Below are 26,327 nucleotides of genomic sequence, written 5' to 3'. Positions count from 1 at the left end.
GCTACCCGGCCGCGGGCCCGGCCTATCGTGGGCCGGTCGGGCCGCGCGCCCGCCTCTCCCGCCGCCGTCGTCCGTGGAGGCCGTCGTGTCCTCGCTCATCCTGTCCCGCCGCGACCTGGAGTTCCTCCTGCACGAGTGGCTGGAGGTCGAGACGCTGACCAAGCGGCCCCGGTTCGCCGAGCACTCCCGCGAGACGTTCGACGCCGTGATGGAGCTCGCCGAGCAGATCGCCACCGAGCACTTCGCGCCGCACAACCGGAAGGCCGACGAGAACGAACCCCGGTTCGTCGACGGCCGGGTCGAGATGATCCCCGAGGTCGGGCGGGCGCTCGAGGTCTTCCGCGACTCCGGGATCATGGCCGGGACCTTCGACGAGGAGTACGGCGGCATGCAGCTGCCGCAGACCGTCGGGCAGGCCGCGTTCGCGTGGTTCAAGGCGGCCAACGTCGGCACGTCGAGCTACCCGTTCCTGACCATGGGCAACGCCCGGCTGCTGCTGGCGCACGGCTCGCAGGAGCAGAAGGACCGCTGGGTGCGGCCGATGCTCGAGGGCCGCTGGTTCGGCACGATGGCGCTGTCCGAGCCGCAGGCCGGGTCCTCGCTCGCCGACATCACCACCCGCGCCGAGCCCCAGGACGACGGCACGTACCGGCTCACCGGCAACAAGATGTGGATCTCGGCCGGCGACCACGAGCTGACCGAGAACATCGTCCACCTGGTGCTGGCGAAGATCCCCGGCGGCCCGCCCGGCGTGAAGGGCATCTCGCTGTTCGTCGTGCCGAAGTACCTGGTCGCCGACGACGGCTCGGTGGGCGAGCGCAACGACGTCGTCCTGGCCGGGCTCAACCACAAGATGGGCTACCGCGGGACGACGAACACGCTGCTCAACTTCGGCGAGGGCGTGCACACCCCGGGCGGCCGCGCGGGCGCCGTCGGGTACCTCGTGGGCGAGCCCCACAAGGGCCTGTCCTACATGTTCCACATGATGAACGAGGCCCGGATCGGCGTCGGGATGGGCGCCACGGTCCTCGGCTACACCGGCTACCTGCACGCGCTGGAGTACGCGCGCACCCGCACGCAGGGCCGCCCCGCGAGCAACCGCGACGCCTCCTCGCCGATGGTGCGGCTGGTCGACCACCCCGACGTCCGCCGGATGCTGCTGGCCGCCAAGAGCTACGCCCAGGGCGGGCTGGCGCTGGGCCTCTACTGCGCCCGGCTGGTCGACGAGGAGCGGACCGCGGAGACCCAGGAGGAGCGCGAGCGCGCCCACCTGCTGCTCGACACCCTCACGCCCATCGCCAAGGCCTGGCCGTCGCAGTGGGGCCCGGTCGCCGACGACCTGGCCATCCAGGTGCACGGCGGCTACGGCTACACCCGCGACTACCCGGTCGAGCAGTTCTACCGGGACAACCGGCTCAACCCGATCCACGAGGGCACCAACGGCATCCAGGCCCTCGACCTGCTCGGCCGCAAGGTGACGATGCACGGCGGCGCCGGCCTGCGGCTGCTCGCCGAGACCATCGGGGCGACGACGGCGCGGGCGGCCGGCACCCCGTTCGCCGACCTCGCGGCCGACGTCGACACCGCGGTGCGCCGCCTGGTCGAGGTCACCGACGCGCTGTGGGGCACCGGCGACCCGGCGCTGGCGCTGGCCAACGCGAGCGCCTACCTCGACGCCGCCGGGCACACCGTCGTCGCCTGGCTGTGGCTCGAGCAGGCGCTGGCGACCCGCGACGAGACCAGCGACTTCCACGAGGGCAAGCGCACCGCGGCGCGGTGGTTCCAGCGCTGGGAGCTGCCGAAGGTGCACACCTGGCTGGACCTGCTGGAGTCGCTGGACCGCACGGTGCTCGACGCCCCCGAGGCGCACCTGTAACCACCCCGGACGCACTCGCGCCCCGCGGCTCCGGAGAGGAGCGGCGGGGCGCGGGTCGTCGCGGGAGGTGCGGCGCGGTCAGGCGGCCTGTGCGACCCCCACGGCCTCGGCACCGGCGGGGGCGGGCGTGGCGGCGCGGGCCGCCCGCTGCTCCTGCTCGTAGCGCGCGGTCGTCGAGGCGCCCATCACGATCACCAGGCCGGTGAGGACCAGGAAACCGACGAGGGCGACAGCGGGCCACAGAACCATCTCGAACTACCCCTTGCTCGTCTCGTCTCGCGCCGCCGGGACCGGGCCCCGCGGCTCGTCGTCTGGGAACTGTGTCCCCAGCCGATCGCCCTCTCAATCGTCGGCACGTGATGTTCACCTGACGGACTGTGATCGGAAGCACAACCGGGTCCGCGCGGAGCCCGGACGGTGCCGAGGGCGGACGCATGGTGTCATCGGGACGTGTCCGCAGGTGCGCAGGCCCGACCACCCGACACGGCCTCCGGCACCCGCCCGACGCGTCCCGCGCTCCTCGTCCTGACCCTGTCACTCGGTGTCACGACCCTGTCGTTGCTGCAGAGCCTGGTCGTCCCGGTGCTCGGCCCGATCGGCGAGCAGCTCGGCGTCTCGACCGCCGCCGCGAGCTGGGTGCTGACGGCGAACCTGCTGGCGGCCGCGGTGCTCACGCCGGTGCTCGGCCGGCTCGGCGACATCCACGGCGAGCGGCCGGTCGTGCTCGGCATCCTGGCGGCGGTCGCCGTCGGCACGCTGCTCGCCATCGTCACCCGCTCGCTGCCGCTGCTGATCGTGGCCCGGGTGCTGCAGGGCTCCTCCTACGGCCTGTTCCCCCTGTCGATCAGCCTGCTGCGCCGCGAGCTCCCGCCCGAGCGGCTGAGCGTGGCCATGTCGATCGTCAGCAGCACGCTCGGTGTGGGCGGCGTCGTCGGGCTGGTGGCCGCCGGGCTGCTCACCGGCGACGGCGGCGACTACCACCGCCCCTTCTGGATCGGCCTCGGCGTCACCCTCGCCTCGCTGGTGCTGGCCGCCGTCGTGCTGCCGCGCCGCCCGGCGACCGCGACCGGCCACGTCGACTGGGCCGGCGCGGTCGTCCTCGGCGCCGGCCTGGTGCTCCTGCTGCTGCCGGTCTCGCAGGGCAACGGCTGGGGCTGGACGTCGCCGCTGACGCTCGGCTGCGCCGCCGGCGCGCTCGTCGTGCTCACCGGCTGGGTGCTGCTGCAGCGCCGGCGGGCCGAGCCGCTGGTGCGCCCGGCGCTGCTGGCCGACCCGCGGATGCTCGTCCCCAACCTCGCGGGCCTGGCCACCGGCGTCGGGCTGTTCGTCTCCTTCCTCGTGGTCATGCAGTACGTGCAGACCCCGCCCGCGGCCGCCGGCTACGGCTTCGGCGCCACGGTGCTCGAAGCCGCCGTCGTGTACCTGCTGCCCGGCGGCGTGCTGGGCATCGCCCTGGCCCCGCTCGCCGGCCGGGTCGTCGACCGGATCGGCGCCCTGCCCACGCTGCTCGCCGGCTCGGTCACCGGGCTGGCCGGCTTCCTCGTGCTCACGCTGGGCCGCGCGGAGCCGGCGTGGGTGGTGGTGGCCGGGCTGCTGTCGCAGGCCTGGGTGACGGTGGCCTACGCCGCGCTGCCCTCCCTGGTGGTCTCGGCGGTGCGCCGCAGCGAGACCGGCGTGGCCAACGCGGTGAACTCCATCGCCCGCTCCACCGGCCAGGCGGTGGGCAGCACGCTCACCGTCGCGCTGCTCGGCGCGGGCCTCGACCCGGCCACCGGCTTCCCCCGCGCCTCGGCGTTCACGGCGGTGTCGCTGCTCGGCGCGGGCGCGGCCGCCGCGGTCGTCCTGGTCAGCGTCGCCGGCATGGTGCAGGCGCGCCGGCGGGGGCCCGGCGAGCCCGACGACCTGGCCGAGGTGGAGCGGGCCTGCGCGCGGGCCGGCGAGTGGTCCCCGGTGTCGGGCATCCGCTGAGCGGACACGCCGGGTGATCACCCGGGTGCATGGAACGGGACCGTCCGGGGAATCGATCACCGGAACGCCCCCGCTCCCTGCACCGGAGGACCACGATGGCCCGACCCCACGGCTCACGCGCCGCGAGCACGGAGGCGTCGAAGCCGACGCGCTTCTCCGGCAACTCCGCGGGCGACCCCGCGCCGCACGACGACAAGGTGAACTCCACGCGCTTCGACAGCGCCCCGAAGGGCCACGAGCGCACGCCCACGACCATGGGCACGGTCAAGCGGACGCTCAAGGAGTTCAGCGAGGACAACCTCACCGACTGGGCCGCCGCGCTCACCTACTACGGCATCCAGGCGCTGTTCCCGGCGATCATCGCGCTGGTCTCCATCGTCGGGCTGCTGACGACGCCCGAGCAGCTGACGAGCGCGCTCACCACGGTCCTGCCGGGGCAGGCGGCCGACACCCTGGGCCCGGTCATCGAGCAGGTCGCCGGCAACCAGAGCGCCGCCGGCATCGGCCTCGTCATCGGTCTGCTCGGTGCGATCTGGTCGGCGTCGGGCTACGTCGGGGCCTTCACCCGGGCCGCCAACGTCGTCTACGAGACGCCCGAGGGCCGCAAGATCTGGAAGCTCAAGCCGCTCCAGCTGCTGGTCACGCTGATCGGCATCCTGTTCGCCGCCACGATCGTCCTCATGCTGGTGCTCAGCGGCCCGGTCGTCGAGGCCGTCGGCTCGGCCATCGGCCTGGGTGACACCGCGCTGACCGTGTGGAACGTCGTCAAGTGGCCCGTGATCCTGGTGATCCTGGCCCTGATGATCGCCGTCCTCTACTACTCGACCCCGAACGTGAAGCTGCGCGGGTTCAAGTGGGTCAGCCCGGGTGCCGGCGTCGCGATCCTCGTCGCGGTCGTGGCCTCGGCCGCGTTCGCCTTCTACGTGGGCAACTTCGGCAGCTACAACAAGACGTACGGCACGCTGGCCGGCGTCGTCGTCTTCCTCATCTGGTTCTGGCTCATCAACCTGGCGCTGCTGTTCGGCATCGAGTTCGACGCCGAGATGGAGCGGACCAAGGAGATGAAGGAGGGCGTCCCGGCCGCCGAGAAGGAGATCCAGCTCGACGCCCGCGCCGAGCCCAAGGACCGCAACACCAACTAGAAGGACCCCCCTGCCCCCCACCACTCGCAGGCTCGTGGCGGGGCCCTGCAGGCGGGCCGTTCCAGTGCGTGACCGAGAGGCCCCCTCCCCGGCCGGGGAGGGGGCCTCTGCCGTGTGGTCAGCGGGCGGTGGGCGGCCCGTCGCCGCGGCGGGCGGGCGGGGTGCGCTCGACGACGCCGGCCACCGCGGCCAGGCCGCGGCTCACGACCCGACCCGCCGGGGCGACGGCGGGCACCCGGCGGACGACGGCGTCGACGGCGTCGCGGCTGCGGTCGAGCAGCGACAGCGGCAGCCCCGAGAGCGCGTTGCCGGGCGGACGGCGGGACACCGTGGGGTGCGCCCGGGTCGGCGAGACGCGGCGCACGGCCTCCCAGCGGCGGCCCAGGCGGCGCAGCTCGGCGTCGTCGAGGCGCTCCTGCAGGCGGGGGAACATCACGTCCTCCTCGTCGCGGACGTCCTCGCGCAGCACCTGCACCAGCCGGGCGAGCCGGGCCGGGCGCTCGGGGGAGTCGGGCCCGCCCTCCTCGAGGGCGGCGACGAGCTCGTTGACCTCCTGGTGCTCGATCTCGACCCGGCGGGTGATCTCGTCGCCGTCGGGCAGCACGCGGCGGACCACCGGCCACAGCACGGTCTCCTCGGCGAAGGCGTGGCTGAACACCAGCCGGTCGATGCGGGTGAGCACCTCCTCCTGCTGCCGGCCGGTGGTGCCGTCGAGTTCGTGCAGCAGCCGGTCGAGCTCGACGTGGTCGGCGCGCTGGCGCACCAGCACGCTGCCGGGACCGCCGAGCTCGGCCTCGGTCTGGTCGGCGATGGAACGGGGCACGGGGCCCTCCTGCGGGGTGTGCGGACGGAACCGTCCGCTCCTGCCCGCTGCCGGCGTCGGCCACACCGGGTTGCCGCGCGGGGCGGCGGGTAGGTCGGGCGGACGGGACGCCGCGGTCCCGCTGTCGCCAGGAGGAGCTCATGGCAGACCGGCCACCCGTCACGTCGGACTTCTACGACCTCGAGGCGCTGCTCGACGAGCAGGACCGGGCGACGCTGCACCGCGTCCGCGCGTTCATGGACGAGCAGGTCGAGCCGATCATCAACGAGTACTGGACCCGGGCGCAGTTCCCCCGCCAGCTCATCCCCGGCCTGGCCGAGCTCGGCATCGCCGGCGCCCAGTACTCCGGGCACGGCTCCCCCGGCCGGTCCTCGCTGTTCGACGGCATGGTGGCGATGGAGCTCGGCCGCGGCGACCCGTCGGTGGCCACGTTCATGGGCGTCCACGGCGGCCTGGCGATGGGCACGCTGCACCTGTGCGCCTCCGAGGAGCAGAAGGAGCGCTGGCTCCCGGCGATGGCGCGGATGGAGCGGATCGGCGCGTTCGGCCTGACCGAGCCCGAGCACGGCTCCGACGTCGCCCGCGGCATCCAGACCACGGCCCGCCGCGAGGGCGACGAGTGGGTGCTCGACGGGCAGAAGAAGTGGATCGGCAACGGCAGCTTCGCCGACCTGGTCGTCATCTGGGCCCGCGACGTCGAGACCGACCGGGTGCTCGGCTTCGTCGTCGAGACGCCCACGCCCGGCTTCTCCGCCGTCGACCTCGAGGACAAGATCGCGCTGCGCGCGGTGCAGAACGCCCACATCACGCTCGAGGGGGTGCGCGTGCCGGAGGAGAACCGCCTGCAGGACGCGAACTCCTTCCGCGACACCGCGAACGTGCTGCGGGCGACGCGGGTGAGCGTGGCGTGGTCGGCGGTGGGCTGCTCGCGCGGCGCCTACGAGCACGCGCTGCGCTACGCGATGGACCGCGAGCAGTTCGGCCGGCCGATCACCTCGTTCCAGCTGGTGCAGGACCTGCTGTTCCGGATGCTCGGCAACATCACCGCCTCCGCGGCGCTGTGCGCCCGGGCCTCCCAGCTGCAGGACTGCGGGATGCTGCGCGACGAGCACGCCTCGATGGCCAAGGGCTACAGCACCATGCGGATGCGCGAGACCGTCGGCTGGGCCCGCGAGCTGATGGGCGGCAACGGCATCCTGCTGGAGAACCACGTGGGCCGGTTCGTCGCCGACGCCGAGGCGATCTACTCCTACGAGGGCACCCGCGAGGTCAACAGCCTGATCGTCGGGCGGGCGGTGACGGGCCGCAGCGCGATCGCCTGAGCGTCCGTGTGCCGGAGCGCCCCGCCTGTGCTTGGGTGAACCAGGTCACAGGCGTCGATCCCCAGGAGTCCGGGATGACCACCACCGCCGCGCGTCCCTCCCCCGACAGCCCCCGCCCCCGGCCGGCCCCGGCCGCCGCGGACGCCGGCGGCGGGACCTCCGCCGAGGAGGCGGCCTCGGAGGCCGTCACCGGCCTGGACATGGTCCTCGTCGACGCCGCCCGCGGGCCGCTGCGGCGGATGGTCCCGCCGGTCCGCACGCTCGGGGCGCTGGGCGCGGCGCTCGTCCGGAAGCCCGACGCGGTCACCGGCCGGGGCGGCGAGCTGGTCCGCGAGCTCGGGCGGATCGCGGTGGGCCGCTCGGAGGTGGCGCCCTCGCCGAAGGACCGCCGCTTCGCCGACCCGGCGTGGACCGGGAACCCGTTCCTGCGGATCCCGATGCAGGCGCACATCGCCGCCGCGCGGGCGGCCGCGGGCATCGTGGACGACGTCGACCTCGGCTGGCAGGACGACGAGCGGATCCGCTTCGCCCTGACCAACGTCGTCGACGCGCTGGCGCCGAGCAACGTGCCGTTCCTCAACCCGCTGGCGCTCAAGGCGGTCATCGACACCGGCGGGCGCAACGTCGTCACCGGGGCGCGCCGGTTCGTCTCCGACGTGCTGTCCCCGCCGCGAGTGCCCTCGATGGTCGAGCCCGACGCGTTCACCGTCGGGGAGGACCTCGCCGTCACGCCGGGCGCGGTGGTGCTGCGCACCGAGGTGTTCGAGCTCATCCAGTACCGGCCGGCGACGGAGACGGTGCGCAGCGTGCCACTGGTCGTCGTCCCGCCGACGATCAACAAGTACTACGTCACCGACCTCGCGCCGGGCCGCAGCATCGTCGAGAACTACGTCGCCGCGGGCCAGCAGGTCTTCATGATCAGCTGGCGCAACCCCGACGAGCGGCACGCCGACTGGGGCCTGGACGCCTACGGGCAGGCCGTCCTCGACGCGATGGACGCCGCCGCGCGCATCACCGGCAGCGAGCGGGTGTCCCTGCAGGGCTTCTGCAGCGGCGGGATCATCCTGGCGATGGTGCTCGCGCACCTCGCCGCGACCGACCGCCTCGGCCGGGTGGCGGCCGCGAGCTTCGCCGTCACCGTCCTGGACTGGGCGAAGGCCGGCACGGTCGGCGCGCTCATGGACCCGGAGGCGGTGAAGGAGGCGACGGAGAAGTCGCGGAAGAAGGGCTATCTCGACGGCGCGATGCTCGCCGAGGTGTTCGCCTGGCTGCGGCCCAACGACCTGGTGTGGAACTACTGGGTCAACAACTACCTGCAGGGCAACCCGCCGCCGGCCTTCGACATCCTCTACTGGAACGCCGACACCACCCGGATGACCGCGGCCCTGCACCGCGACTTCATCGAGGTCGCCGTCGGCAACCGGCTGACGACGCCCGGCGCGACGACGATGCTCGGCACGCCGGTCGACCTGTCCACGGTCGACGTCGACACCTACGTCACCGCCGGGATCGCCGACCACCTCTGCCCCTGGCAGTCCTGCTACCGCACCACCCAGCTGCTCGGCGGGGACAGCCGGTTCGTGCTCTCCACGAGCGGCCACATCGCCTCGCTGGTCAACCCGCCGGGGAACCGCAAGGCGTCGTTCCGGGTGGCCCCCGAGACGCCCGCGGACCCCGAGCGGTGGCTCGCCTCCGCGCAGGAGGAGAAGGGCTCGTGGTGGCCGGACTTCACCGCCTGGCTGGGCGAGCGGTCCGGCGAGGAGGTGCCGGCGCCGCAGGAGCTCGGCAGCGCCGAGCTGCCGGTGCTCGGGGACGCGCCGGGGACGTATGTCTTCGACAAGTGAGGTCGTGCGCACGCTGACCGTCGGCGGGCGCACGCTGCGGGTGGCCGAGCGGCGCGGCGACGGGTCCGCGCCGCCGCTGGTGCTCATGAACGGCATCGGGGCGAGCCTGGAGGTGCTGCAGCCCTTCGTCGACGCGCTCGACCCGCGGCGCACCGTCGTCCGCTTCGACGTCCCCGGGGTGGGTGGCTCCCCCGCGCCCGTCGTGCCCTACGTGCTCGCCACGCTGACGCCGGTGGTGTCCGGGCTGCTCCGGCGGCTGGGCCACGACGGACCGGTCGACGTGCTGGGCCTGTCCTGGGGCGGCGGGCTGGCGCAGCACTTCGCCGTCCAGCACCGGCGCCGGTGCCGCCGGCTGGTGCTCGCCGCCACCGGCACCGGGTCGCTCATGGTGCCGGCGTCACCGCGGGTCCTCTCGCACATGCTCACGCCGCGGCGGCACCGCGACCCGGCCTACGCCGAGCGGATCGCCGGGACGATCTACGGCGGCTCGGTGCGCACCGACCCCGCGCGGGCGGCCCGGGCCCTGCACGCCGAGACCCGGCTGGGCCCGCAGCGCGGGTACTACTACCAGCTGGCGGCGAGCGCGGGCTGGAGCAGCCTGCCGTTCCTGTCGCTCATCCGGCAGCCGACCCTGGTGCTCTGCGGCGACGACGACCCGATCATCCCGACGGTCAACGCCCGCATCCTGGCCCGCGGCATCCCCCGGGCCCGGCTGCACCTCTACGCCGGCGGGCACCTGGCGCTGGTCACCGAGGCCGCCGAGCTCGCCCCCGTGGTGGACGCCTTCCTCGACGCCCCGGACTGAGCACGGTTCAGAGGCCGCAGCTGCCGCCGCCGTCGACGAAGCCCTGGCGGAAGGAGTCGACGAGCTGGAAGCCCGACAGCCCGGAGTCGGGGACGACGGCGGGGTCGGTCGCGTACTGCAGCAGCACGACGGCGGCCTCGTCGACGTCGCCCGGTGAGATCGCCAGCTGTGCCGCGTCGATCTCGCCGAGGTACATCTCCCGCGCGAGCCAGCCGGTGGCGCAGACGGCGCTGGTGACGGCGTCGGTGCCGGTGACCGGCAGGCCGCGCTGCTCGCGCACCGACAGCGCGTAGGGCAGCCCGAGCAGCGTGGTGACGGCGAAGTCGCCCACCTCGTCGTAGGCCGGCTCGAGCAGACCGGCGGCGTCGTAGCGGACCGATCCGTCCTCCGGGCAGAACTGCAGGTCCAGCTCGGCGCCCCCGCCGCCGCAGACCATGCCCTCACCGTCGGCCGCGCGGACCTCGGGCTCGTCCAGCGCCCCGCCCAGCGCTCCGGTGCCCGGGAAGCCCGCCGTCAGCGCCTGCTGCCAGAAGGCGTCGAGGACGTCGTCGGTGGTGTCCACGATCTGCTCGTAGGGCAGGTCGCCGCTGCCGTCGGAGGGGTCGGACTCCTGCTCGGTGAACACCCGGGCCTCGTCGAAGGCGGCGCACGCCTGCGGCCCGTCGGCGTAGCCCTCCTGGAACGCCGACAGCTGGTCGAACAGGGAGCCGTGCGCGTCCTCGGCGTCGGGCGAGGTGCCCACCGCGTCGCCGAAGTACAGGTAGCCGAGCAGGTAGGGGTCGAGCTCCTTCGGCTGGACCTCGAAGTGCCGCGACCGTCCCTCGACCACCCAGCGCGTCCACCCGCCGGCGAAGCACTCGGCCTGGGTCTCGGCGACGATCGACGGGTCGTCGAGCCCGGCGTGCGCCTGCACGGCGTGCGCGATCTCGTGCGCCATGACCTCGGCGATCATGAAGGGCCCGTAGTCACCGGCCAGGTCCTCCAGCCAGGCCCGGTCGTACACGACGACGTCGTCGCCCCCGCAGTAGTAGGCGTTCTCCGCGAGCTCGGCGACGTCCTCGGCGAAGCAGTCGCCGCCGGGCAGGTCGTCGGCGTCGGTCTCGTCGGGGTCGATCGACCAGAAGCCGCCCGCCACCTCGCCGAACGACCCGCCGTAGACCTGCGGGTACGTCTCCTCCCAGTAGGCGAGGACGTCGGCGATGGCGTTGCGGGCGATGCGGTCGGTCTCGCCGCCGGGCTCGGCCAGCCGCACCGGCACGTCGGCGTCGGTGGCGTCGGTGCGCAGGCCGCCGCCGGGCGGGTACGCGGTGCCGACGACGACGCCGGTGCAGCCGGTGAGCGCGACCACCGCGGCGAGCAGCAGCCCGGCGGCGGCGCGAGCGGCGCGCCCGTGACCGGTGCGCCCCGGATGAACGCGCACGGGGCACCTCCGCTCGGGCCGGTGGGGGCGTCCGGGCCGGCGGCAGGAGGCTCCCCCGGCCGGACGGCCCCGGTCAACCCGCCGCGCGGCGCCCCGGTGTTCCTCAGGCGGACACGACAGGAGCGACGGCGGGCGCCCGCCGCAGCAGGGCGCCGGCCTCCCCCGCCGGCAGCGGGCGGTGGAACAGGTAGCCCTGCGCGTGGTCGCAGCCGTGCGCACGCAGCCGCTCCAGCTGCGCCGGCTCCTCGACGCCCTCGGCCACCACGGTCAGCCCGAAGGTGTGCGCCGCGCGGATCACCAGGGCCACCAGCTCGCGCTGACCGGGATCCGGCGACGTGACGAAACTCCGGTCGATCTTCAGGGTGTCCGCCGGCATGTGCCGCAGCTGCCCGATCGAGGTGTAGCCGGTGCCGAAGTCGTCGATCGCGATCGAGGCGCCCAGCGCCCGTAGCTCCGCGAGGTGGGTCATCGCGACCGGGTCGTCGACGAGCAGGGTCTCGGTGACCTCGAGGACGAGCAGGTGCGCCGGCAGTCCCGAGGCCGCGAGCGCGTCGGCGACGTCGGCCACGACCCGCCGGTCGGTCAGGTGCCGGCCGGACAGGTTGACCGCGATCGTCGGCTCGGGCTCCCCCACCGGCACCGGCGACGCGGCCCGCCAGGCGGCGAGCTGCCGGGTGGCCTCGTGCAGCACCCAGCGGTCGACGTCGCAGATGAGCCGGCTGGCCTCGGCCACCGGGATGAACTCGTCCGGCGGCACCATGCGGCCGTCGCGCTCCCAGCGCACCAGCGCCTCGAACCCGTGCAGCCGCTGCCCCGCGACGTCGACCACCGGCTGGTAGTGCAGCCGCATGCCGCCGTCGGTCAGCGCCGCGGTGATCGCCGCCTCGGTCTCCGCCCGGGCGGCCAGTTGGCGGCGCAGCGCGTCGTCGAAGAGCTCGGCGCGCCCGCGGCCGCGCTGCTTGGCGCGGTGGGCGGCGGTGTCGGCCTCGGCGAACAGCACGTCGGCGTCGGCACCGCCGTCGCGGCTGACCGCGATGCCGATGCTGGCACCGACGCGGACCGGCCCGCCAGGGACGTCGACCGGCTCGCCGACCACGGCGATCAGCCGCTCGGCGAGGTCCACGAGGTCGCGCTCGGTGCCGGCCGGCTCGACCAGCACGACGAACTCGTCGCCGCCCAGCCGGCAGACGACGTCGCCGGGCCGCACCCGGGCCGTCATGCGCGCCGCGACCTCGCGCAGCACGGTGTCGCCGGCGGCGTGGCCGTGGCCGTCGTTGACCGCCTTGAACCCGTCGAGGTCGACGAACAGCAGCCCGGTCGTCTCGCCCGAGCGGCGGGCGCGGTGCAGCGCGGCCGTGACCAGGGTGAGGGCCTGCGCGCGGTTGGGCAGCTCGGTGAGCGGGTCGTGGGTGGCCCGGTGGGCGAGGGCGAACTGCAGCTCCTCGCTCTGCCGGACCGAGGACACGATCTGCTGGACGGAGGCGTGCACGACCTCGCCGAGCGGGCCCGGCAGCGGCCGGTGCAGCAGGGCGTCGTCGAGGTCGCCGCGGGCCACCGCGTGCGCCTGGTCCTGGATCCGGCGCAGGCCCGCGACGGCGTCCCCGAGCGCGGCGGACACGGTGCGCACCTCGCGCGGCCCGGCCACCTCGACCTCGACCAGCTCGCCCTGGCTGATCTGCGTCGCCTGCCCGGCGAGCAGGCCGAGGGAGCGGGCGACGGTGCGGCCCAGCCACCACGCGCCCAGGCCGGACAGCGCCAGCAGGCCCAGGCCGAGGGCGAGGGTGCTGCGCAGGTCCGCGGCGGCCTCGTCGCGGTCGGCCTCGGCCAGGGACAGCGCACTCGCGACGGCGGTGTCGACCAGCTCGCCGAGCAGCGCGTCCCGGTCGCCGCTGCGGAAGAAGACGTCGGTCGTGCGGGTCATGTCGGAGACCCGCACCTCCGGGCTGTCCGTCGGGGTGAGCAGCCGGTCCATCTCCACCATGAGGTCCGACCGCTGCACCTCCTGCCAGGCGGTGCGCAGCGAGGGCTGGGACAGCTCGTCCATCTGCCGCTTGGCGTCGGTGTAGGCCAGCCAGCCGGTGTCCCAGGCGAGACGGGAGCCGATCAGGGCGTTGTCGGAGGCGAACAGGGACCCGAGGTAGAGCGGCATCTGCCGGCTCGCGTCCTGGGCGAGCTGGGCGACGGTCTGCACGTCCTGCACGGCACGGACCGTCCGGGCGGGCACGCCCTCCGAGACGGCGGCCGAGGCCGCTGCCCGCTCGGCGGTCATCACCTCGTTGGAGACGTCGAGGTAGCCGAGGTAGATGGACTCGAGCCGCTCACCGCCGCTGTCGCTGCGCGCGCGCAGCCAGGCCAGCGCCTCCGTGACCCGCCCGGCGACGTCGGTGCCGATCGCCCCGTCCGGCACCGCCTGCAGCGCCGTGTCGGTGATCCTGCGGCGCGCCTCGATCGCGTCGAGGGCGGTGGTACGGACCCCGCCGAGCAGCCAGGGCTGGACGCCGAGCTGCGCGGCGGCGGCCGGGTCGTCGATGACGGTGAGTGCGAGCGCCGGGAGGATCTCCTGCTCCACGGCCGCCCGGATGGCGTCGAGCTGGGCGACGGCACGGACCGCGTCCTCGGCCCGTGCCGCGCTCTCCACCGCGTCCGTCCGCGCGCCCGCGATGAGCGTCGTCAGGACGCCCACCCCGAGGAGCGGGACGGCGACGAGGGCGGTGAGGTGGCACCAGAGGGCGATGCCACGCCGCCGCACCCGGTCCGTCGTCGTGCTCGTCATGCCGTCGAGTACGGCCGGGATCCGGCCGTTCTCGACCCGCAGGGCCCGGCTACCCCCCCGAGGGGTGGGTCCGGATGGCGGTCACCAGGTGGCAGCCGGCCTCGGCGAACTCCTCGACGACGAAGCCGAACTGCACCAGCAGGGTGCCGAGGGTGCCGTTCATCGTCCGCTGGACGGCGGTGTCCAGGGCCGCGCCGCGCACCTGCTGCAGGCTCATCCGGTCGTGCTGGCGCCAGCTGACCAGGATCCCGCCGTGCAGCGGCTCCGGGGTCAGGCACACCCCGCCCGACGGGGTCTCGCCCGTGTCGGCGCCGGAGCAGTCGTGCAGCGGCAGGCCCGCCTCCACGAGCGCGGCGGTCACCTCCACGACGAGCGTGGTGAGCGCGTCCTCGTCGGTGAGCAGCTCGTCCCAGTCCTCGGGGAGGCGGTCGAGCTGCTCGCCGAGCTCGGCGAGCCAGGCGCGGTCCTGCGCCGACGGCCGGCGGGAGACGGTGCCGTCGGGCCGCAGCACGCCGTGGACGGCGCGGGCGTCGGCGTCCAGGCCGTTGGCCACCGCCGCCCAGTCGGCCTCGACGCGGTCGGCGAAGGGGCCGGCCAGCGCGGCCGGGGCGGACCGGTCGCCGTCGACGTCGACCAGCCACCAGGCGGTCGGCGCGCCGGGGTCGGCGAGCCGGCGGCCGGCCGGGTGGGTGGCCAGCCCGACGGCGGTGCGCGCCTGCGGGGCCACCTCCACCGCGCCGGCGCCGGGCAGCGGGGCGTCGACGCGGGCGCGGGCGCCCTCGCCGCCGGGGCCGCCGGTCTCGCCGAGGGCGGGGCCGGCCGGGGTGGCGGGGCCGGCCGGGTCGCCGCCGGCCGGGGCCGGGACGTCGACGGGGCGCTGCTGCCCGGCGCGCGCGAGGTTGCGCTCGAACTCGTACCGGGCGGTCGAGGCACGGCCGAGGGCGACGACCAGGCCGGCCAGCCCGAGGAAGCCCAGGACCGCGACCAGCGGCCAGAGGAGGACCGGGTCGTTCACCACGCGCACCAGGAACGCTGCGGGCCGGCACCCCACGCGGCGGCGCGGCGGACCCAGCTCCGGACGAGGGCGACGGCGTCCGCCGGCGCGCGGCCGGCGGGCTCGTCGGCGGGCACGTCGCCCGTCTCGTCGGCGGGCTCGCCGGCCGTCTCGTCGGAGAGGTCGGCCGGCGTCTCGAGGCCGAGCAGGCCGACGAGGTCGGCGATGCTCAGCCCGTCGTCGGCCGCGGCCGGGGAGAGCAGGGACCGGCGGGGGGCCGGCGGGGCGGGCGCGCTCACGGTGGGGTTCCTCCCGGACTGACGTCCCGGCCGGGGAAGGTGCCGGGGACGGGACGAGCATCGGGCCCGGAGCGCCCCGCGGACCCCCGTCCGGCACGCCCCCGGCGCCGCCGTCACGTGATCGTTGTGTCCGTGCTGGTCAGGGGCGGGTCACCCGCCGCTGCGGCCGACGTCATGTCGACTCGCCGTGCGCTCCCCCGCGTGGGAGCGCCCGCCGGGCCGCCGGTCACCCCGGACGGGCCCGGGACGCGCGGCGTGTCGGCCCGGTCAGCCGAACGTCGTCGTCTTGTACGGGGCGCCGGAGCGGTCGTACGTCGTCCACTCGCCGGTCTGCCGGCCGGCGTCGAAGGTGCCCGACCGCAGGAGCGTCCCGTCGAGCCGGAACCACTCCCAGTACCCGTGCGGCTGCCCGCCGGCGACGGGGCCGCGGGCGCGCAGCGACCCGTCGCGGTGGCGCTCCTCGTGGAGCCCCTCGTCGGGGAAGGCTGCCTGCGGCACGTGCGGCAGCCTGCCACGGGACACCGACCGTCCCCGGGAACGCCACAGGGACGCCGTCGAGGTCGACGGCGTCCCTGGGGGAGGTGGAGCGGGGTGGGGTCCTTCAGTCGGCGTAGCGGACGACGTGGCCGCCGGCCTCCTCGCCGAGCGGGGTGACGTCGAGGCCGCGCAGCCAGAGGACGTCGGCCAGCGCGCGGTTCATGACCGCCTGGACGGAGATGTCGGCGACCAGGCCGTGCACCTGCTCGACGCTCATCCGGTCGTGCTGCCGCCAGCCGACGACGACGCCGTCGAGGGCGGGCTCGGCGCTCAGGCAGGCGCCGCCCAGCGCGCCGCCCGCGCCGGAGGCGTCCCACAGCGGGAGGCCGGCCTCGGTGAGCGCCGCGGCGACCTCGACGACGAGGGTGGCCAGCGGGTCCTCCTCGCCGAGCGCGGCGTCCCAGTCGTCGGGCAGCCGGTCGAGCTGGTCACCGAGGTGGGCCAGCCACGCGAGCTCCTGCGGCGACGGGCGGCGGTGCAGCCCGCCGTCGGGCCGGCGCAGGCCGTAGACCGGGCGCAGGCTGCTGCCCTCGTCCACCGCGTGCCCGGCCGCCGCCCAGGCCGCGCCGGAGCGGTCGGGGAAGGGCCCGTCCACCAGCCGGCCGGGCCCGAGCCCGTCCTCGCTCACCAACCACCAGCCCAGGCGTGCCTCGCCGTCGAGCCGGACCTCACTGCTGCGCAGAACCACCGTGTCCACCGTTCGTCCCGTCCATGGGGCCGTCGAGGGGAAGTGCGACGGCACCCGCACCGCCGTGGGGAGGCGGAGCGGATGGCAGAAAGGTAGGGCGGCGCGACGCCCGCCACACGCCGTTGCGCCGCTCCGGGACGCGGCGTTCCCGGATCGTTGCGAAGCCACCTAGCACAGCCGGTGACCCGCCTCCCCAACCGCCCACATGTCGACCGTTCCGCGCTCCCCCGGGCGTGGGGAGTTGCCGAACCCGGCCGGTCACCCCGTTTCGGCTGGAGTCCCCGGCGCGTCCCGCGGGACGGGTGGACGGCGCCCCGGCGGCTGCGCAGGATGAGGTACCCGGCCGTACCGGTCGCCGGGCGCGAGGGAGGCGGCGGGGATGACGGCGGGGTCTGCGGCGGGGACGACGGCACGCAGCGCGGTCCGGTGGGCGGCGACGCACGGGGTGATGCGGCTGGCGATCCGGGCCCGCGCCCGGGCCGGCAACCCCGACGCCGAGGTGCTGCGCGACCCGGCCGTCCGGGAGGACCCGTTCGCGCACTACGAGCGGCTGCGGACCGCCGCGCCGCTGGTCGGCGGGGCGTTCTCGAAGGTGAGCGTCCACCACGACGTCTGCACCGAGGTGCTGCGCAGCGCCGACTTCGGGCAGATCGGCGGCTCGCGCACCGAGGGCCTGCCGCCGGTCCTGCGCACCGCGCTGCGCCTGGCCGGGCCGCGGGCGAGCGTCGGCCCGATCGACCCGCCGTCGATGCTCGCCGTCGACCCGCCCGAGCACACCCGCTACCGGCGGCTGGTCACCCGGGCGTTCAGCGCGCGGGCCGTCGCGCGGCTGCGCGAGCGCACCCGCGCCATCGCCGAGGAGCTGCTCGACGACCTCGAGCGCGACGCCGCCGCGTCGGGCGGGCGCACCGACCTCGTGGCGCGCTACGCCAGCCTGCTACCGGTCACCGTCATCTCCGAGGTGCTCGGCGTCCCGGTCGCCATGCGGGAGCAGTTCCTCGCCTGGGGCGACGCCGCGAGCCCGAGCCTCGACATGGGGCTGGACTGGCGCACCCACCGCAGCGTCGAGCGCAGCCTCGGCGAGCTCGACACCTGGTTCCGCGGGCACCTGCGGGAGCTGCGCCGCTCCCCCGGCGACGACCTGCTGTCGGCCCTGGTGACCACCGCCGACGACGACGGCAGCGGGCTGACCGAGCAGGAGCTGCTGGCCACCGCCCTGCTGGTGTTCGGCGCCGGCTTCGAGACGACGGTGAACCTCATCGGCAACGGCGCGGACCGGCTGTTCGCCTCCCCGGACCAGCGGCGGCTGCTGGCGGAGGACCCCGCGCTGTGGCCCAACGCCGTCGACGAGGTGCTGCGCGTGGAGTCGCCCGTGCAGCGCACCGGCCGGCGGGCGCTGCGCGACACCACCGTCGCCGGCGTGCCGGTGCGGGCGGGCGACCTGGTGATCCTCGTGCTCGCCGCGGCGAACCGGGACCCGCGCGTCTTCGACGACCCGCACGCCTTCGACGTCACCCGCGCCAACGCCCGCGAGCACGTCGCCTTCTCCAGCGGCATCCACTACTGCCTGGGCGCCGCGCTCGCGCGGATGGAGGGCGAGGTGGCGCTGCAGGCCCTGTTCGAGCGGTTCCCCGACCTGGCCCCGGCCGGGCCCGCCCGCCGGCGCCGCACGATCATCCTGCGCGGGCACGACACGCTGCCGGTGCTGCTCGGCCCGGCGGCCGACCGGCGCACCGTCCCCGCCTGACCCTCCCCTGCGCCAGGATCACCGCCATGAGCGATGCGACGCCGCAGGTGGTGGACGTGCCGGGGGCCGGCCGCTTCGAGGTGCGGGTGGACGGCGCCGTCGCCGGCTTCGCCGAGTACCGGCGGACGGCGTCGTCGCTGGCCTTCACCCACACCGTCGTCGACCCGGCCTTCGAGGGCCGCGGGCTGGGGTCGGTGCTGGCCCGGGGTGCCCTCGACGCCGCGCGCGCCGAGGGCGTGCCGGTGCTGCCGTTCTGCCCCTTCATCCGCAGCTGGATCGAGCGGCACCCCGACTACGTCGCGCTGGTCCCGGCCGCCCGGCGCGCGCAGTTCTCGCTGCCGGAGGGCTGAGGCGCTCAGGGGGCCGCCTCCACGTGCGCGTAGGCGCCGGCCGCGAGGTCCTCGAGCAGGCCCGGGCCGGCCGGCGCCCAGCCCAGCAGCTCGCGGGTGAGCGCGGACGACGCGGGCGAGTCCGCGGCGAGGAACGGCCCGAGCCAGCCGAAGTGGTCCGGCTCGACCGGCCGCACCGGCAGGCCCATCCGGCGCCCCACCACCTCGGCGACCTCCCGGACCGGCACGCCCTCCTCGGCGACGCCGTGCAGGAGCGAGCCGGCCGGCGCACCCTCCAGGGCGAGGCGGTACAGCCGGGCGGCGTCGGAGCGGTGCACCGCCGGCCAGCGGCCGCCCTCGACCCAGCCGGAGACCCCGGTGTCGCGCGCCGTGGCGACCAGGGTGGCGAGGAAGCCGGGGTCGCCGGCCCCGTGCACGGAGGGCGCCAGGCGGACGACCGAGGACCGCACGCCCTTCTCCGCCGCGTCGAGCACCGCGCGCGTGGCGGGCGCGCGGGCGGCGCCGACGCCGTCGGGGTCGAGGTCGCGCTCGGTCGCCGTGCGGCCGGCGGCGATGCCGAGCACGCCGGCGGTGCCGACGAACGGGCGGCCGGTGCCCTCGAGCGCGCCGGTCAGCGCGGCGACCGCGCGTTGGTCGGTGCCGACCGAGGCGTCGTAGTCGGAGAAGTCGTGGACGAAGGCGAGGTGGACGACGCCGTCGACGGACGCCGCCGCGGCGGCCAGCCCGGCCGGGTCGGTGAGGTCGCCGCGCATCGCTTCGGCGCCGGCGGCCCGCAGCGCGTTGGCGCCGGCGTCGGAGCGGGTCAGCCCGACCACCTCATGGCCGGCGACGAGCAGCTCGGGGACGAGGGCGGAGCCGATCCAGCCGGTGGCTCCGGTGACGAGGACGCGCACGGTGACCTCCTCAGGTCACGAGGGCCGACTTGATGTCAGCCGCTGCCATCACCATAGGCCTGCATGTCAGTCGCTGCCATCACTACTCTCGTCCCCGTGGTGAGGTGGCAGCCGGACGCGCGCGGGCGGCTCGAGCGCGCCGCCCTCGAGCTCTACGCCGAGCGCGGTTTCGATGCCACGACCGTCGCCGGGATCGCGGAGCGAGCAGGTCTGACGGAGCGCACGTTCTTCCGCCACTTCGCCGACAAGCGCGAGGTGCTCTTCGGCGGGTCGCCGGTGCTCCAGGAGCGGCTGGTGGCCGGGCTGGCCGCCGCGCCCCCGTCGGCCGGACCGCTGGCCGCGGTGGGCGCGGCGCTGGCCACCATCCCCGAGACGCTCCCCGAGGAGCGGCGCGCGGGCGCGGCGCAGCGCCAGGCGGTCATCGACGCCACGCCCGAGCTGCGCGAGCGGGAGCTCGCCAAGTTCGCCGCGCTCACCGCCGCGATGGCGCAGGGCCTGCGCGAGCGCGGCGTCGGTGAGCCGACCGCGAGCCTGGCCGCGGAGGCGGGCGCCGCCGTCTTCCGGGTCGCCTTCGGCCGCTGGATCGGCGGGGACGCCCGCGACCTCGGCACCCTGCTGGCGGCCTCGCTGGCCGAGCTGCGGGGCGTCGCGGCCGACGGCTGAGCGCTCAGGCGGGCACGGCAGCCGCCGTCCGCCGCACCGGCGCCGGGTCGGGGAAGGAGCGGTCGCCGAAGAGCACGCGCCGGGCGGCGGCCCGGCCGGGCGGGGTGCGCAGCAGCGCGACGCCGGCCCCGGCGACGGCGGGCGTGCGCACCGCGGCGAGGCCGCGCCGCAGGAGCAGCCGGCCACGGAACGACGCGCGCAGCGTGGCGCCGTCGTAGGCGGCGAGCGCGTCGCGGCGGCCGGTGCGCAGCGCGTCGTCGAGGACCTCGGCGGCGTGCGCCGACAGCCGCAGGCAGGGATCGAGGCCGCCGGCGGTCAGCGGGGAGACCGCGCCGGCGGCGTCGCCGACGAGCAGCCCCTCGGGGCAGCCGATCCGGTGCAGCAGGCCGCCGACCGGGATGGGGCCGCCGCGCCGCTCGACCGCCTCCGGCCGCGGACCGGGCAGCCCGGGCGCGGTCGCGGCGAACCGGTCGAGCGCGGCGCGCAACCCGGACGGGAAGCGGTGCGCGTACCCGGCGACCCCGACGTGCGCGTGCCGGCCGTCGTCGACCACCCAGGCGAGGTAGCCCGGCGCCAGCGTCGGGTCGAGCACGCAGTGGAAGGTCGGCGTGCGGCCGGTGTCCGGGACGGCGTACACCTCCTCCGCGCCGGTGAGCAGCTCGCTGTTGCGGTCCAGGCCGAGGTCGCGGGCCACCCGGGAGCGGGCGCCGTCGGCGCCGACCAGGAACCGCGTCCGCACCCGCAGCGGGCCGCCGGGGCCGGTGAGGACGACGGCGCCGTCGTCGGCGCGGCCCTCGTAGCGGGTGCCGAGCGCCAGCCGCACGCCGGCCGCCACGGCGGCGCGCGCGCCCGCCTCGTACAGCGGGCCCATGTCGCCGACGCGGTACTCGTCGCGGTCGCTGTCGAGCACCACCGGGCGGCGCAGACCCGGCGGGTACAGGGCGACGCGGCGGATGGGCGGGCCGAGGTGCTCGGGCGGCAGGTCGAAGTCGTCGAGGGTCCGGCGCACGAAGATCCCGGTGGTGCGGACCGCCCCGGTCAGCCGCGGCCGCCGGTCGGCCAGCAGCACGTCGTGCCCGCCCCGGGCGAGCAGCGTGGCCGTGTGCAGCCCGGCGAGGCCCGCCCCCACCACGACGACGTCGGCGCCGTCGTGCCCCGTCCCGCCGGCGCTCACCGGCGGGCCTCCTGCACGGCGGCCGGCGCGTCCTGCTCGTCAGGCACCCACTCGAGCAGGTCGCCGGGCTGGCAGCCGAGCACCCGGCACATGGCCTCGAGCGTGCTGAACCGCACCGCTTTGGCCCGGCCGTTCTTGAGGACCGCGACGTTGGCCGGGGTGAGCCCGACGCGCTCGGCGAACTCCCCCACGCTCATCTTGCGGCGGGCCAGCTCCACGTCGATCCGGACGACGATCGCCATCAGATGACCGCCTCGAGGTCGTCGTGCAGGGTCGTGGCGGAGCGCAGCAGCGCCCGCAGGACGACGACGAGCAGCCCGACCGCCGCGCCGACCACCGCGAGCCCGAGCAGCGCGGCGGGCAGCCCCGGCGGCGCGCCGGCCGCGGCCGCGTACGCGGTGGCGACCAGCAGCAGCACCTCCGCGGCGGCGACCAGCCGCACGACGGCGTCGACCCAGGGCCGGGACGCCGCGCTGAACACCCGGTCGCCGGCCACCAGCGCCAGCAGCCGCCAGGTGCAGACGACGACGGCCTCGGCGCAGGCGAGCACCAGTACGCCGGCGGCCAGCAGCGGGCCGCGCAGCCCGTCGTCGGGCAGCTGCCCCACCGCCCAGGGGAGGCCCGCCACCTGGGCGGCGAGGAGGGTGACGAGCACCAGGACGAGCAGGACGCGCAGCGGGCGCACCACGCGGGGCAGCGGAAGCATGCATCGACCGTCGTGCACTGGCTATCGAATGTCAATCGGTACACGCCGTCGGTCGATGGTCCGTCGCCGACAGGGGTGTCCCCGCGACGGCGCCGGTGGCACCATCCGCCCGTGACCAGGCCGCCGGACGACCGCGAGCACCTGCGCGACCTCGCGCGGCTGCGCCGGGTCCGCGACCGGATCGACCGGGAGTACGCCCAGCCGCTCGACGTCGAGGCGCTGGCCCGGGGCGTGCACGTGTCGGCCGGCCACCTGAGCCGCGCGTTCCGGCGGGCCTACGGCGAGTCGCCGTACTCGTACCTGATGACGCGGCGCATCGAGCGCGCGATGGCCCTGCTGCGCCGCGGCGACCTCACCGTCACCGAGGTCTGCTTCGCCGTCGGCTGCTCGTCCCTCGGCACCTTCAGCACCCGGTTCACCGAGCTCGTCGGCGTGCCACCGAGCACCTACCGGCGGGAGGCGGCGCGCGCGGCGGACATGCCGTCGTGCGTGGTCAGGGCGGCCACGCGACCGGTCAGGAATCGAGAAGCACCGGCGGGGGCGCCGTCCCTAGCGTGACCGGCATGACCTCCACCGCCACCGACCTCACCATCCACCACGCCTTCCTCCCCCACGACGACCCCGAGGCCTCGCTCGCCTTCTACCGGGACGCGCTCGGCCTCGAGGTGCGCAACGACGTCGGTTACGCCGGCATGCGCTGGATCACCGTCGGTCCCGCCGACGAGGCCGCCACCTCGCTGGTCCTGCACCCGCCGGCCGCCGACCCGGGCGTCACCGACGAGGAGCGCCGGGTGATCGCCGAGATGATGGCCAAGGGCACCTACGCCTCGCTGGTCCTCGCGACGAAGGACCTCGACGGCACGTTCGACCGGATCCAGGCCACCGGCGCCGAGGTGGTGCAGGAGCCCACCGAGCAGCCGTACGGCGTCCGCGACTGCGCCTTCCGCGACCCCGCCGGGAACATGGTCCGCATCCAGGCCGTCACCTGAGCCGTCACCTGAGCCGTCACCTGAGCCGTCACGTGCGCGCCTGAGCCGTCGCCCGAGCGCCCGCGGGTCAGCCGGACGGGGCGGAGGGCTCCCGTCCCGTCGTCCCCGTCCGGTAGACAGCGGCTGCGACCCCGCGACCTCGGATGGAGACCCGATGAGCACGGCCACGCCCGACGCCCGCCCGAGCTCTCCGCACGCGGCGGACAGCCACGACCTCATCCGGGTGCACGGAGCCCGGGAGAACAACCTCAAGGACGTCAGCGTCGAGCTGCCCAAGCGCCGGCTCACCGTCTTCACCGGCGTCTCCGGGTCGGGGAAGAGCTCGCTGGTGTTCGGCACGATCGCCGCGGAGTCGCAGCGGCTGATCAACGAGACCTACAGCGCCTTCGTGCAGGGCTTCATGCCCACGCTGGGCCGCCCCGACGTCGACGTCCTCGACGGCCTGACGACGGCGATCATCGTCGACCAGGAGCGGATGGGCGCCAACCCGCGCTCCACGGTGGGCACCGCCACCGACGCCAACGCGATGCTGCGCATCCTGTTCAGCCGGCTCGGGCAGCCGCACGTCGGCGGGCCGCAGGCGTTCTCCTTCAACGTCGCCTCGATCAGCGGCGCCGGCGCGGTCGGCTTCGAGAAGGGCGGGCGCGAGGTCAAGGAGCGCCGCGAGTTCAGCATCACCGGGGGCATGTGCCCGCGCTGCGAGGGCATGGGCCGGGTCAACGACATCGACCTGACCGCGATCTACGACGCGGAGAAGTCGCTGCAGGACGGCGCCCTCAAGGTGCCCGGCTACAGCATGGACGGCTGGTACGGGCGCATCTTCGCCGGCGCCGGGCTGCCCATGGACGTGCCGGTCGGGGAGTTCACCGACGAGCAGCTGCACACGCTGCTGCACGGCGAGCCGACGAAGATCAAGGTCGAGGGCGTCAACCTCACCTACGAGGGCGTTCTCCCGAAGATCCAGAAGTCGATGCTGTCCAAGGACGTCGAGGCGATGCAGCCGCACGTGCGCGCCTTCGTCGAGCGGGCGGTCACCTTCACCGCCTGCCCCGGGTGCGGCGGCACCCGGCTGAGCGAGGCCGCCCGGTCGTCGAAGATCCGCGGGCTGTCCATCGCCGACGTCTGCGCGATGCAGATCAGCGACCTCGCCGCCTGGGTGGGCGAGCTCGACGAGCCGTCGGTCGCGCCGCTGCTGGCCTCGCTGCGGCACACCCTCGACTCCTTCGTCGAGATCGGGCTGGGCTACCTCTCCCTCGACCGGCCGTCGGGGACGCTGTCGGGCGGCGAGGCGCAGCGCACCAAGATGATCCGCCACCTCGGCTCCTCGTTGACCGACGTCACCTACGTCTTCGACGAGCCCACGATCGGCCTGCACCCGCACGACATCGCCCGGATGAACGAGCTGCTGCTGCAGCTGCGCGACAAGGGCAACACCGTGCTCGTCGTCGAGCACAAGCCCGAGGCCATCGCGATCGCCGACCACGTCGTCGACCTCGGCCCGCGCGCCGGCACCGCGGGCGGCGAGGTCGTCTACGAGGGCACCGTCGAGGGCCTGCGGGCCAGCGGCACCCTCACCGGCCGCCACCTCGACGACCGCGCCGCGCTCAAGCCCGCGGTGCGCACGCCCACCGGTGCGCTCGCCGTCCGCGGCGCGGCCACCCACAACCTGCAGGGCGTCGACGTCGACGTGCCGCTCGGCGTGCTCGTCGTCGTCACCGGGGTCGCGGGGTCCGGCAAGAGCTCGCTCGTCCACGGCTCGGTGTCCGGGCGCGAGGGCGTGATCAACGTCGACCAGGGCGCCATCCGCGGCTCGCGGCGCAGCAACCCGGCCACCTACACCGGCCTGCTCGACCCGATCCGCAAGGCGTTCGCCAAGGCCAACGGCGTGAAGCCCGCGCTGTTCAGCCCCAACTCCGCCGGGGCCTGCCCCACCTGCAACGGCGCGGGCGTCGTCTACACCGACCTGGCGATGATGGCCGGCGTCGCCAGCCCCTGCGAGGTCTGCGAGGGGCGCCGGTTCATGGACGAGGTGCTCGAGTACAAGTTGGGCGGGCGCGACATCAGCGAGGTCCTCACGATGTCGGTCGCCGAGGCGCTGGAGTACTTCGGCGCCGGGGAGGCGCGCACGCCGGCGGCGCACGCGCTGCTCACCCACCTGTCCGACGTGGGCCTCGGCTACCTCACCCTCGGGCAGCCGCTCACGACGCTGTCCGGCGGCGAGCGGCAGCGGCTCAAGCTGGCCACCCACATGGCCGGCAAGGGCGAGGTCTACGTGCTCGACGAGCCCACCACCGGCCTGCACCTGGCCGACGTCGAGCAACTGCTCGGCCTGCTCGACCGGCTGGTCGACTCCGGCCGCTCGGTCATCGTCATCGAGCACCACCAGGCGGTCATGGCGCACGCCGACTGGGTCATCGACCTCGGTCCCGGCGCGGGCCACGACGGCGGCCGGGTCGTCTTCGAGGGCACCCCGGCCGACCTGGTCGCCGCCCGCTCCACCCTCACCGGGCAGCACCTGGCCGCCTACGTCGGCGCCTGAGGCCGTGCCCCGGCGGGCGGTCCGCGACGAGACCGGCCGGTACGCCGTCCTGTACCCGCTGGTCGCGGAGGCGGCGCGGCGGACCGGCGCGGACGCCGTCGGGCTGGTCGACGTCGGCCGCCCGGCCGCGCTGAACACCGCCGTCGACCGGGTGGGCATCCGCTACGACGGCGGCCCGGCGCTCGGCGACCCGGCCTCGCCGGTGCAGGTGACCGCCGCGACGGTCGGCGGCCGGCCGGTGCCCGCGACGGCGCTCCCGCCGGTCGTCGCCCGGGTCGGCCTCGACCGGGCGCCGCTGGACGTGACGGATCCGGACGACGCGCGGTGGCTGCTGGCGTCCGTGCCGGCGGACGACGAGGAGCGGGTCGCGCTGCTGGCGGCGGAGGTCGCGCTGGCGGCCGCCGCCCCGCCGCAGCTCGTGCGCGGCGACCCGGTGGACGCCCTGCCGGACGCGGTGGCTCAGGTGCCGGCGGGCGCACTCCCCGTGGTGACGACGACGTGGGCGCTGTCCCGGCTGGCGCCCGCGCGCCGCGCCGCGTTCCTGGGTCGCCTCGAGGAGGCCGCGGCCGGGCGGGCGCTCGCGTGGGTGTCGGCGGAGGGCGTGGGAGTGGCGCCGTCGGTGCCGACGCTCGGCGACCGCCCCGCCTCCGGGCACAGCATCCTGGCCGTGGCGGTGTCCGACGGCGGGCGACTGCGCGTCGAGACGGTGGGTCGGTGCTGGTCACGGGGCCGTCTGGTGGCGTGGCTCCCGGACGCCCCGTGATCACCGCGCGGT

The 26,327-nt window shown here is 75.6% G+C and carries 25 protein-coding genes; 13 read left to right on the top strand and 12 right to left on the bottom strand.

Going from position 1 to position 26,327, the window contains the following annotated elements:
- Positions 1-85: 85 nt before the first annotated feature.
- Positions 86-1,876, top strand: coding sequence for an acyl-CoA dehydrogenase (locus BUE37_RS15280; RefSeq protein WP_073421908.1), 1,791 nt, complete (start codon positions 86-88; stop codon positions 1,874-1,876).
- Between the two features lie 78 nt (positions 1,877-1,954).
- Here the strand turns inward: BUE37_RS15280 and BUE37_RS23935 are convergent, their stop codons facing one another.
- Entirely contained in the window at positions 1,955-2,125 is a 171-nt protein-coding gene (locus BUE37_RS23935; RefSeq protein WP_175562901.1) for a hypothetical protein, read from the bottom strand.
- A gap of 201 nt (positions 2,126-2,326) precedes the next feature.
- Between BUE37_RS23935 and BUE37_RS15275 the strand changes: the two genes are divergently transcribed.
- Together BUE37_RS15275 and BUE37_RS15270 are read left to right on the top strand one after the other, a co-directional pair.
- On the top strand, positions 2,327-3,844 hold the full coding sequence (locus BUE37_RS15275; protein WP_083628724.1) for an MFS transporter: 1,518 nt from the start codon (positions 2,327-2,329) through the stop codon (positions 3,842-3,844).
- 95 nt (positions 3,845-3,939) lie between these two features.
- Complete coding sequence (locus BUE37_RS15270) at positions 3,940-4,986, top strand: YihY/virulence factor BrkB family protein (protein WP_073421188.1); 1,047 nt, start codon at positions 3,940-3,942, stop codon at positions 4,984-4,986.
- Between the two features lie 118 nt (positions 4,987-5,104).
- Here the strand turns inward: BUE37_RS15270 and BUE37_RS15265 are convergent, their stop codons facing one another.
- On the bottom strand, positions 5,105-5,809 hold the full coding sequence (locus tag BUE37_RS15265) for a hemerythrin domain-containing protein (RefSeq protein ID WP_073421186.1): 705 nt from the start codon (positions 5,807-5,809) through the stop codon (positions 5,105-5,107).
- A 140-nt stretch (positions 5,810-5,949) separates the two neighbouring features.
- Here BUE37_RS15265 and BUE37_RS15260 point away from each other — a divergent pair, with 140 nt between their 5' ends.
- From BUE37_RS15260 to phaZ, 3 genes are all read left to right on the top strand, one after another.
- Positions 5,950-7,131 carry an acyl-CoA dehydrogenase family protein gene (locus tag BUE37_RS15260; protein ID WP_073421184.1) on the top strand — a complete coding sequence of 394 codons (1,182 nt, stop codon included), beginning with the start codon at positions 5,950-5,952 and terminating at the stop codon, positions 7,129-7,131.
- A 74-nt stretch (positions 7,132-7,205) separates the two neighbouring features.
- A complete protein-coding gene (locus BUE37_RS15255; protein WP_083628723.1) occupies positions 7,206-8,975 on the top strand; it encodes a PHA/PHB synthase family protein in 1,770 nt (589 codons plus the stop codon).
- Positions 8,976-8,979: 4 nt separating this feature from the next.
- Positions 8,980-9,780 (top strand): poly(3-hydroxyalkanoate) depolymerase, encoded by an 801-nt coding sequence (phaZ, locus tag BUE37_RS15250; RefSeq protein ID WP_245794627.1) that lies wholly within the window; start codon positions 8,980-8,982, stop codon positions 9,778-9,780.
- A gap of 7 nt (positions 9,781-9,787) precedes the next feature.
- On the opposite strand, the gene BUE37_RS15245 is transcribed toward phaZ, so the two are convergent.
- From BUE37_RS15245 to BUE37_RS15220, 6 genes are all read right to left on the bottom strand, one after another.
- Positions 9,788-11,200 carry a neutral zinc metallopeptidase gene (locus tag BUE37_RS15245; RefSeq protein WP_073421181.1) on the bottom strand — a complete coding sequence of 471 codons (1,413 nt, stop codon included), beginning with the start codon at positions 11,198-11,200 and terminating at the stop codon, positions 9,788-9,790.
- 103 nt (positions 11,201-11,303) lie between these two features.
- Positions 11,304-13,973: a putative bifunctional diguanylate cyclase/phosphodiesterase gene (locus tag BUE37_RS15240; RefSeq protein ID WP_073421170.1), complete on the bottom strand. Its 2,670-nt coding sequence runs from the start codon at positions 13,971-13,973 to the stop codon at positions 11,304-11,306.
- Positions 13,974-14,022: 49 nt separating this feature from the next.
- A complete protein-coding gene (locus BUE37_RS15235) occupies positions 14,023-14,988 on the bottom strand; it encodes a hypothetical protein (RefSeq protein WP_073421905.1) in 966 nt (321 codons plus the stop codon).
- Entirely contained in the window at positions 14,985-15,266 is a 282-nt protein-coding gene (locus BUE37_RS15230; RefSeq protein ID WP_073421169.1) for a hypothetical protein, read from the bottom strand. Before BUE37_RS15230 ends, BUE37_RS15235 begins: the two co-directional genes overlap by 4 nt.
- Positions 15,267-15,533: 267 nt before the next feature.
- Positions 15,534-15,764: a toxin-antitoxin system YwqK family antitoxin gene (locus BUE37_RS15225; RefSeq protein WP_073421168.1), complete on the bottom strand. Its 231-nt coding sequence runs from the start codon at positions 15,762-15,764 to the stop codon at positions 15,534-15,536.
- 103 nt (positions 15,765-15,867) lie between these two features.
- Entirely contained in the window at positions 15,868-16,500 is a 633-nt protein-coding gene (locus tag BUE37_RS15220) for a hypothetical protein (RefSeq protein ID WP_073421167.1), read from the bottom strand.
- A gap of 439 nt (positions 16,501-16,939) precedes the next feature.
- On the opposite strand from BUE37_RS15220, the gene BUE37_RS15215 reads away from it, so the two are divergent.
- A complete protein-coding gene (locus tag BUE37_RS15215; RefSeq protein WP_245794625.1) occupies positions 16,940-18,238 on the top strand; it encodes a cytochrome P450 in 1,299 nt (432 codons plus the stop codon).
- Between the two features lie 26 nt (positions 18,239-18,264).
- A complete protein-coding gene (locus BUE37_RS15210; RefSeq protein WP_073421165.1) occupies positions 18,265-18,588 on the top strand; it encodes a GNAT family N-acetyltransferase in 324 nt (107 codons plus the stop codon).
- Positions 18,589-18,593: 5 nt separating this feature from the next.
- Here BUE37_RS15210 and BUE37_RS15205 read toward each other — a convergent pair whose 3' ends face one another.
- Entirely contained in the window at positions 18,594-19,481 is an 888-nt protein-coding gene (locus tag BUE37_RS15205; RefSeq protein ID WP_073421164.1) for an SDR family oxidoreductase, read from the bottom strand.
- Positions 19,482-19,577: 96 nt separating this feature from the next.
- On the opposite strand from BUE37_RS15205, the gene BUE37_RS15200 reads away from it, so the two are divergent.
- The gene (locus tag BUE37_RS15200) at positions 19,578-20,144 is read left to right on the top strand and encodes a TetR family transcriptional regulator (RefSeq protein WP_073421163.1); all 567 of its coding nucleotides are present in this window, start codon (positions 19,578-19,580) and stop codon (positions 20,142-20,144) included.
- A gap of 4 nt (positions 20,145-20,148) precedes the next feature.
- Here the strand turns inward: BUE37_RS15200 and BUE37_RS15195 are convergent, their stop codons facing one another.
- The 3 genes from BUE37_RS15195 to BUE37_RS15185 are packed head-to-tail and all read right to left on the bottom strand — an operon-like array spanning position 20,149 to position 22,024.
- A complete protein-coding gene (locus tag BUE37_RS15195; protein ID WP_073421162.1) occupies positions 20,149-21,318 on the bottom strand; it encodes an FAD-dependent oxidoreductase in 1,170 nt (389 codons plus the stop codon).
- Complete coding sequence (locus tag BUE37_RS15190; protein ID WP_073421161.1) at positions 21,315-21,560, bottom strand: helix-turn-helix domain-containing protein; 246 nt, start codon at positions 21,558-21,560, stop codon at positions 21,315-21,317. The genes BUE37_RS15195 and BUE37_RS15190 overlap by 4 nt, the downstream gene beginning before the upstream one ends.
- Positions 21,560-22,024 carry a DUF2975 domain-containing protein gene (locus tag BUE37_RS15185; protein ID WP_073421159.1) on the bottom strand — a complete coding sequence of 155 codons (465 nt, stop codon included), beginning with the start codon at positions 22,022-22,024 and terminating at the stop codon, positions 21,560-21,562. Before BUE37_RS15185 ends, BUE37_RS15190 begins: the two co-directional genes overlap by 1 nt.
- A gap of 111 nt (positions 22,025-22,135) precedes the next feature.
- Between BUE37_RS15185 and BUE37_RS15180 the strand changes: the two genes are divergently transcribed.
- From BUE37_RS15180 to BUE37_RS15165, 4 genes are all read left to right on the top strand, one after another.
- Positions 22,136-22,582, top strand: a complete 447-nt coding sequence (locus BUE37_RS15180) for a helix-turn-helix transcriptional regulator (protein ID WP_073421157.1) — start codon at positions 22,136-22,138, stop codon at positions 22,580-22,582.
- A gap of 5 nt (positions 22,583-22,587) precedes the next feature.
- Entirely contained in the window at positions 22,588-23,013 is a 426-nt protein-coding gene (locus tag BUE37_RS15175; protein ID WP_073421904.1) for a VOC family protein, read from the top strand.
- A 154-nt stretch (positions 23,014-23,167) separates the two neighbouring features.
- Positions 23,168-25,552 (top strand): ATP-binding cassette domain-containing protein, encoded by a 2,385-nt coding sequence (locus BUE37_RS15170; RefSeq protein WP_073421155.1) that lies wholly within the window; start codon positions 23,168-23,170, stop codon positions 25,550-25,552.
- A 4-nt stretch (positions 25,553-25,556) separates the two neighbouring features.
- Complete coding sequence (locus BUE37_RS15165) at positions 25,557-26,315, top strand: DUF2332 domain-containing protein (RefSeq protein ID WP_073421153.1); 759 nt, start codon at positions 25,557-25,559, stop codon at positions 26,313-26,315.
- The last annotated feature ends 12 nt before the right edge of the window (positions 26,316-26,327 follow it).

This window comes from Geodermatophilus nigrescens, from assembly GCF_900129495.1.
GTDB lineage: Bacteria > Actinomycetota > Actinomycetes > Mycobacteriales > Geodermatophilaceae > Geodermatophilus > Geodermatophilus nigrescens.
This window is presented reverse-complemented; position numbering and strand designations above follow the sequence as displayed.

Bases quoted from the DNA above. Each gene is read 5' to 3' on its own strand.
- BUE37_RS15185 (WP_073421159.1), bottom strand. From the start codon at position 22,024: ATGCTTCCGCTGCCCCGCGTGGTGCGCCCGCTGCGCGTCCTGCTCGTC.
- BUE37_RS15190 (WP_073421161.1), bottom strand. From the start codon at position 21,560: ATGGCGATCGTCGTCCGGATCGACGTGGAGCTGGCCCGCCGCAAGATG.
- BUE37_RS15175 (WP_073421904.1), top strand. From the start codon at position 22,588: ATGACCTCCACCGCCACCGACCTCACCATCCACCACGCCTTCCTCCCC.
- BUE37_RS15255 (WP_083628723.1), top strand. From the start codon at position 7,206: ATGACCACCACCGCCGCGCGTCCCTCCCCCGACAGCCCCCGCCCCCGG.
- BUE37_RS15210 (WP_073421165.1), top strand. From the start codon at position 18,265: ATGAGCGATGCGACGCCGCAGGTGGTGGACGTGCCGGGGGCCGGCCGC.
- BUE37_RS15215 (WP_245794625.1), top strand. From the start codon at position 16,940: ATGCGGCTGGCGATCCGGGCCCGCGCCCGGGCCGGCAACCCCGACGCC.
- BUE37_RS15260 (WP_073421184.1), top strand. From the start codon at position 5,950: ATGGCAGACCGGCCACCCGTCACGTCGGACTTCTACGACCTCGAGGCG.
- BUE37_RS15240 (WP_073421170.1), bottom strand. From the start codon at position 13,973: ATGACGAGCACGACGACGGACCGGGTGCGGCGGCGTGGCATCGCCCTC.
- BUE37_RS15170 (WP_073421155.1), top strand. From the start codon at position 23,168: ATGAGCACGGCCACGCCCGACGCCCGCCCGAGCTCTCCGCACGCGGCG.
- BUE37_RS23935 (WP_175562901.1), bottom strand. From the start codon at position 2,125: ATGGTTCTGTGGCCCGCTGTCGCCCTCGTCGGTTTCCTGGTCCTCACC.
- BUE37_RS15270 (WP_073421188.1), top strand. From the start codon at position 3,940: ATGGCCCGACCCCACGGCTCACGCGCCGCGAGCACGGAGGCGTCGAAG.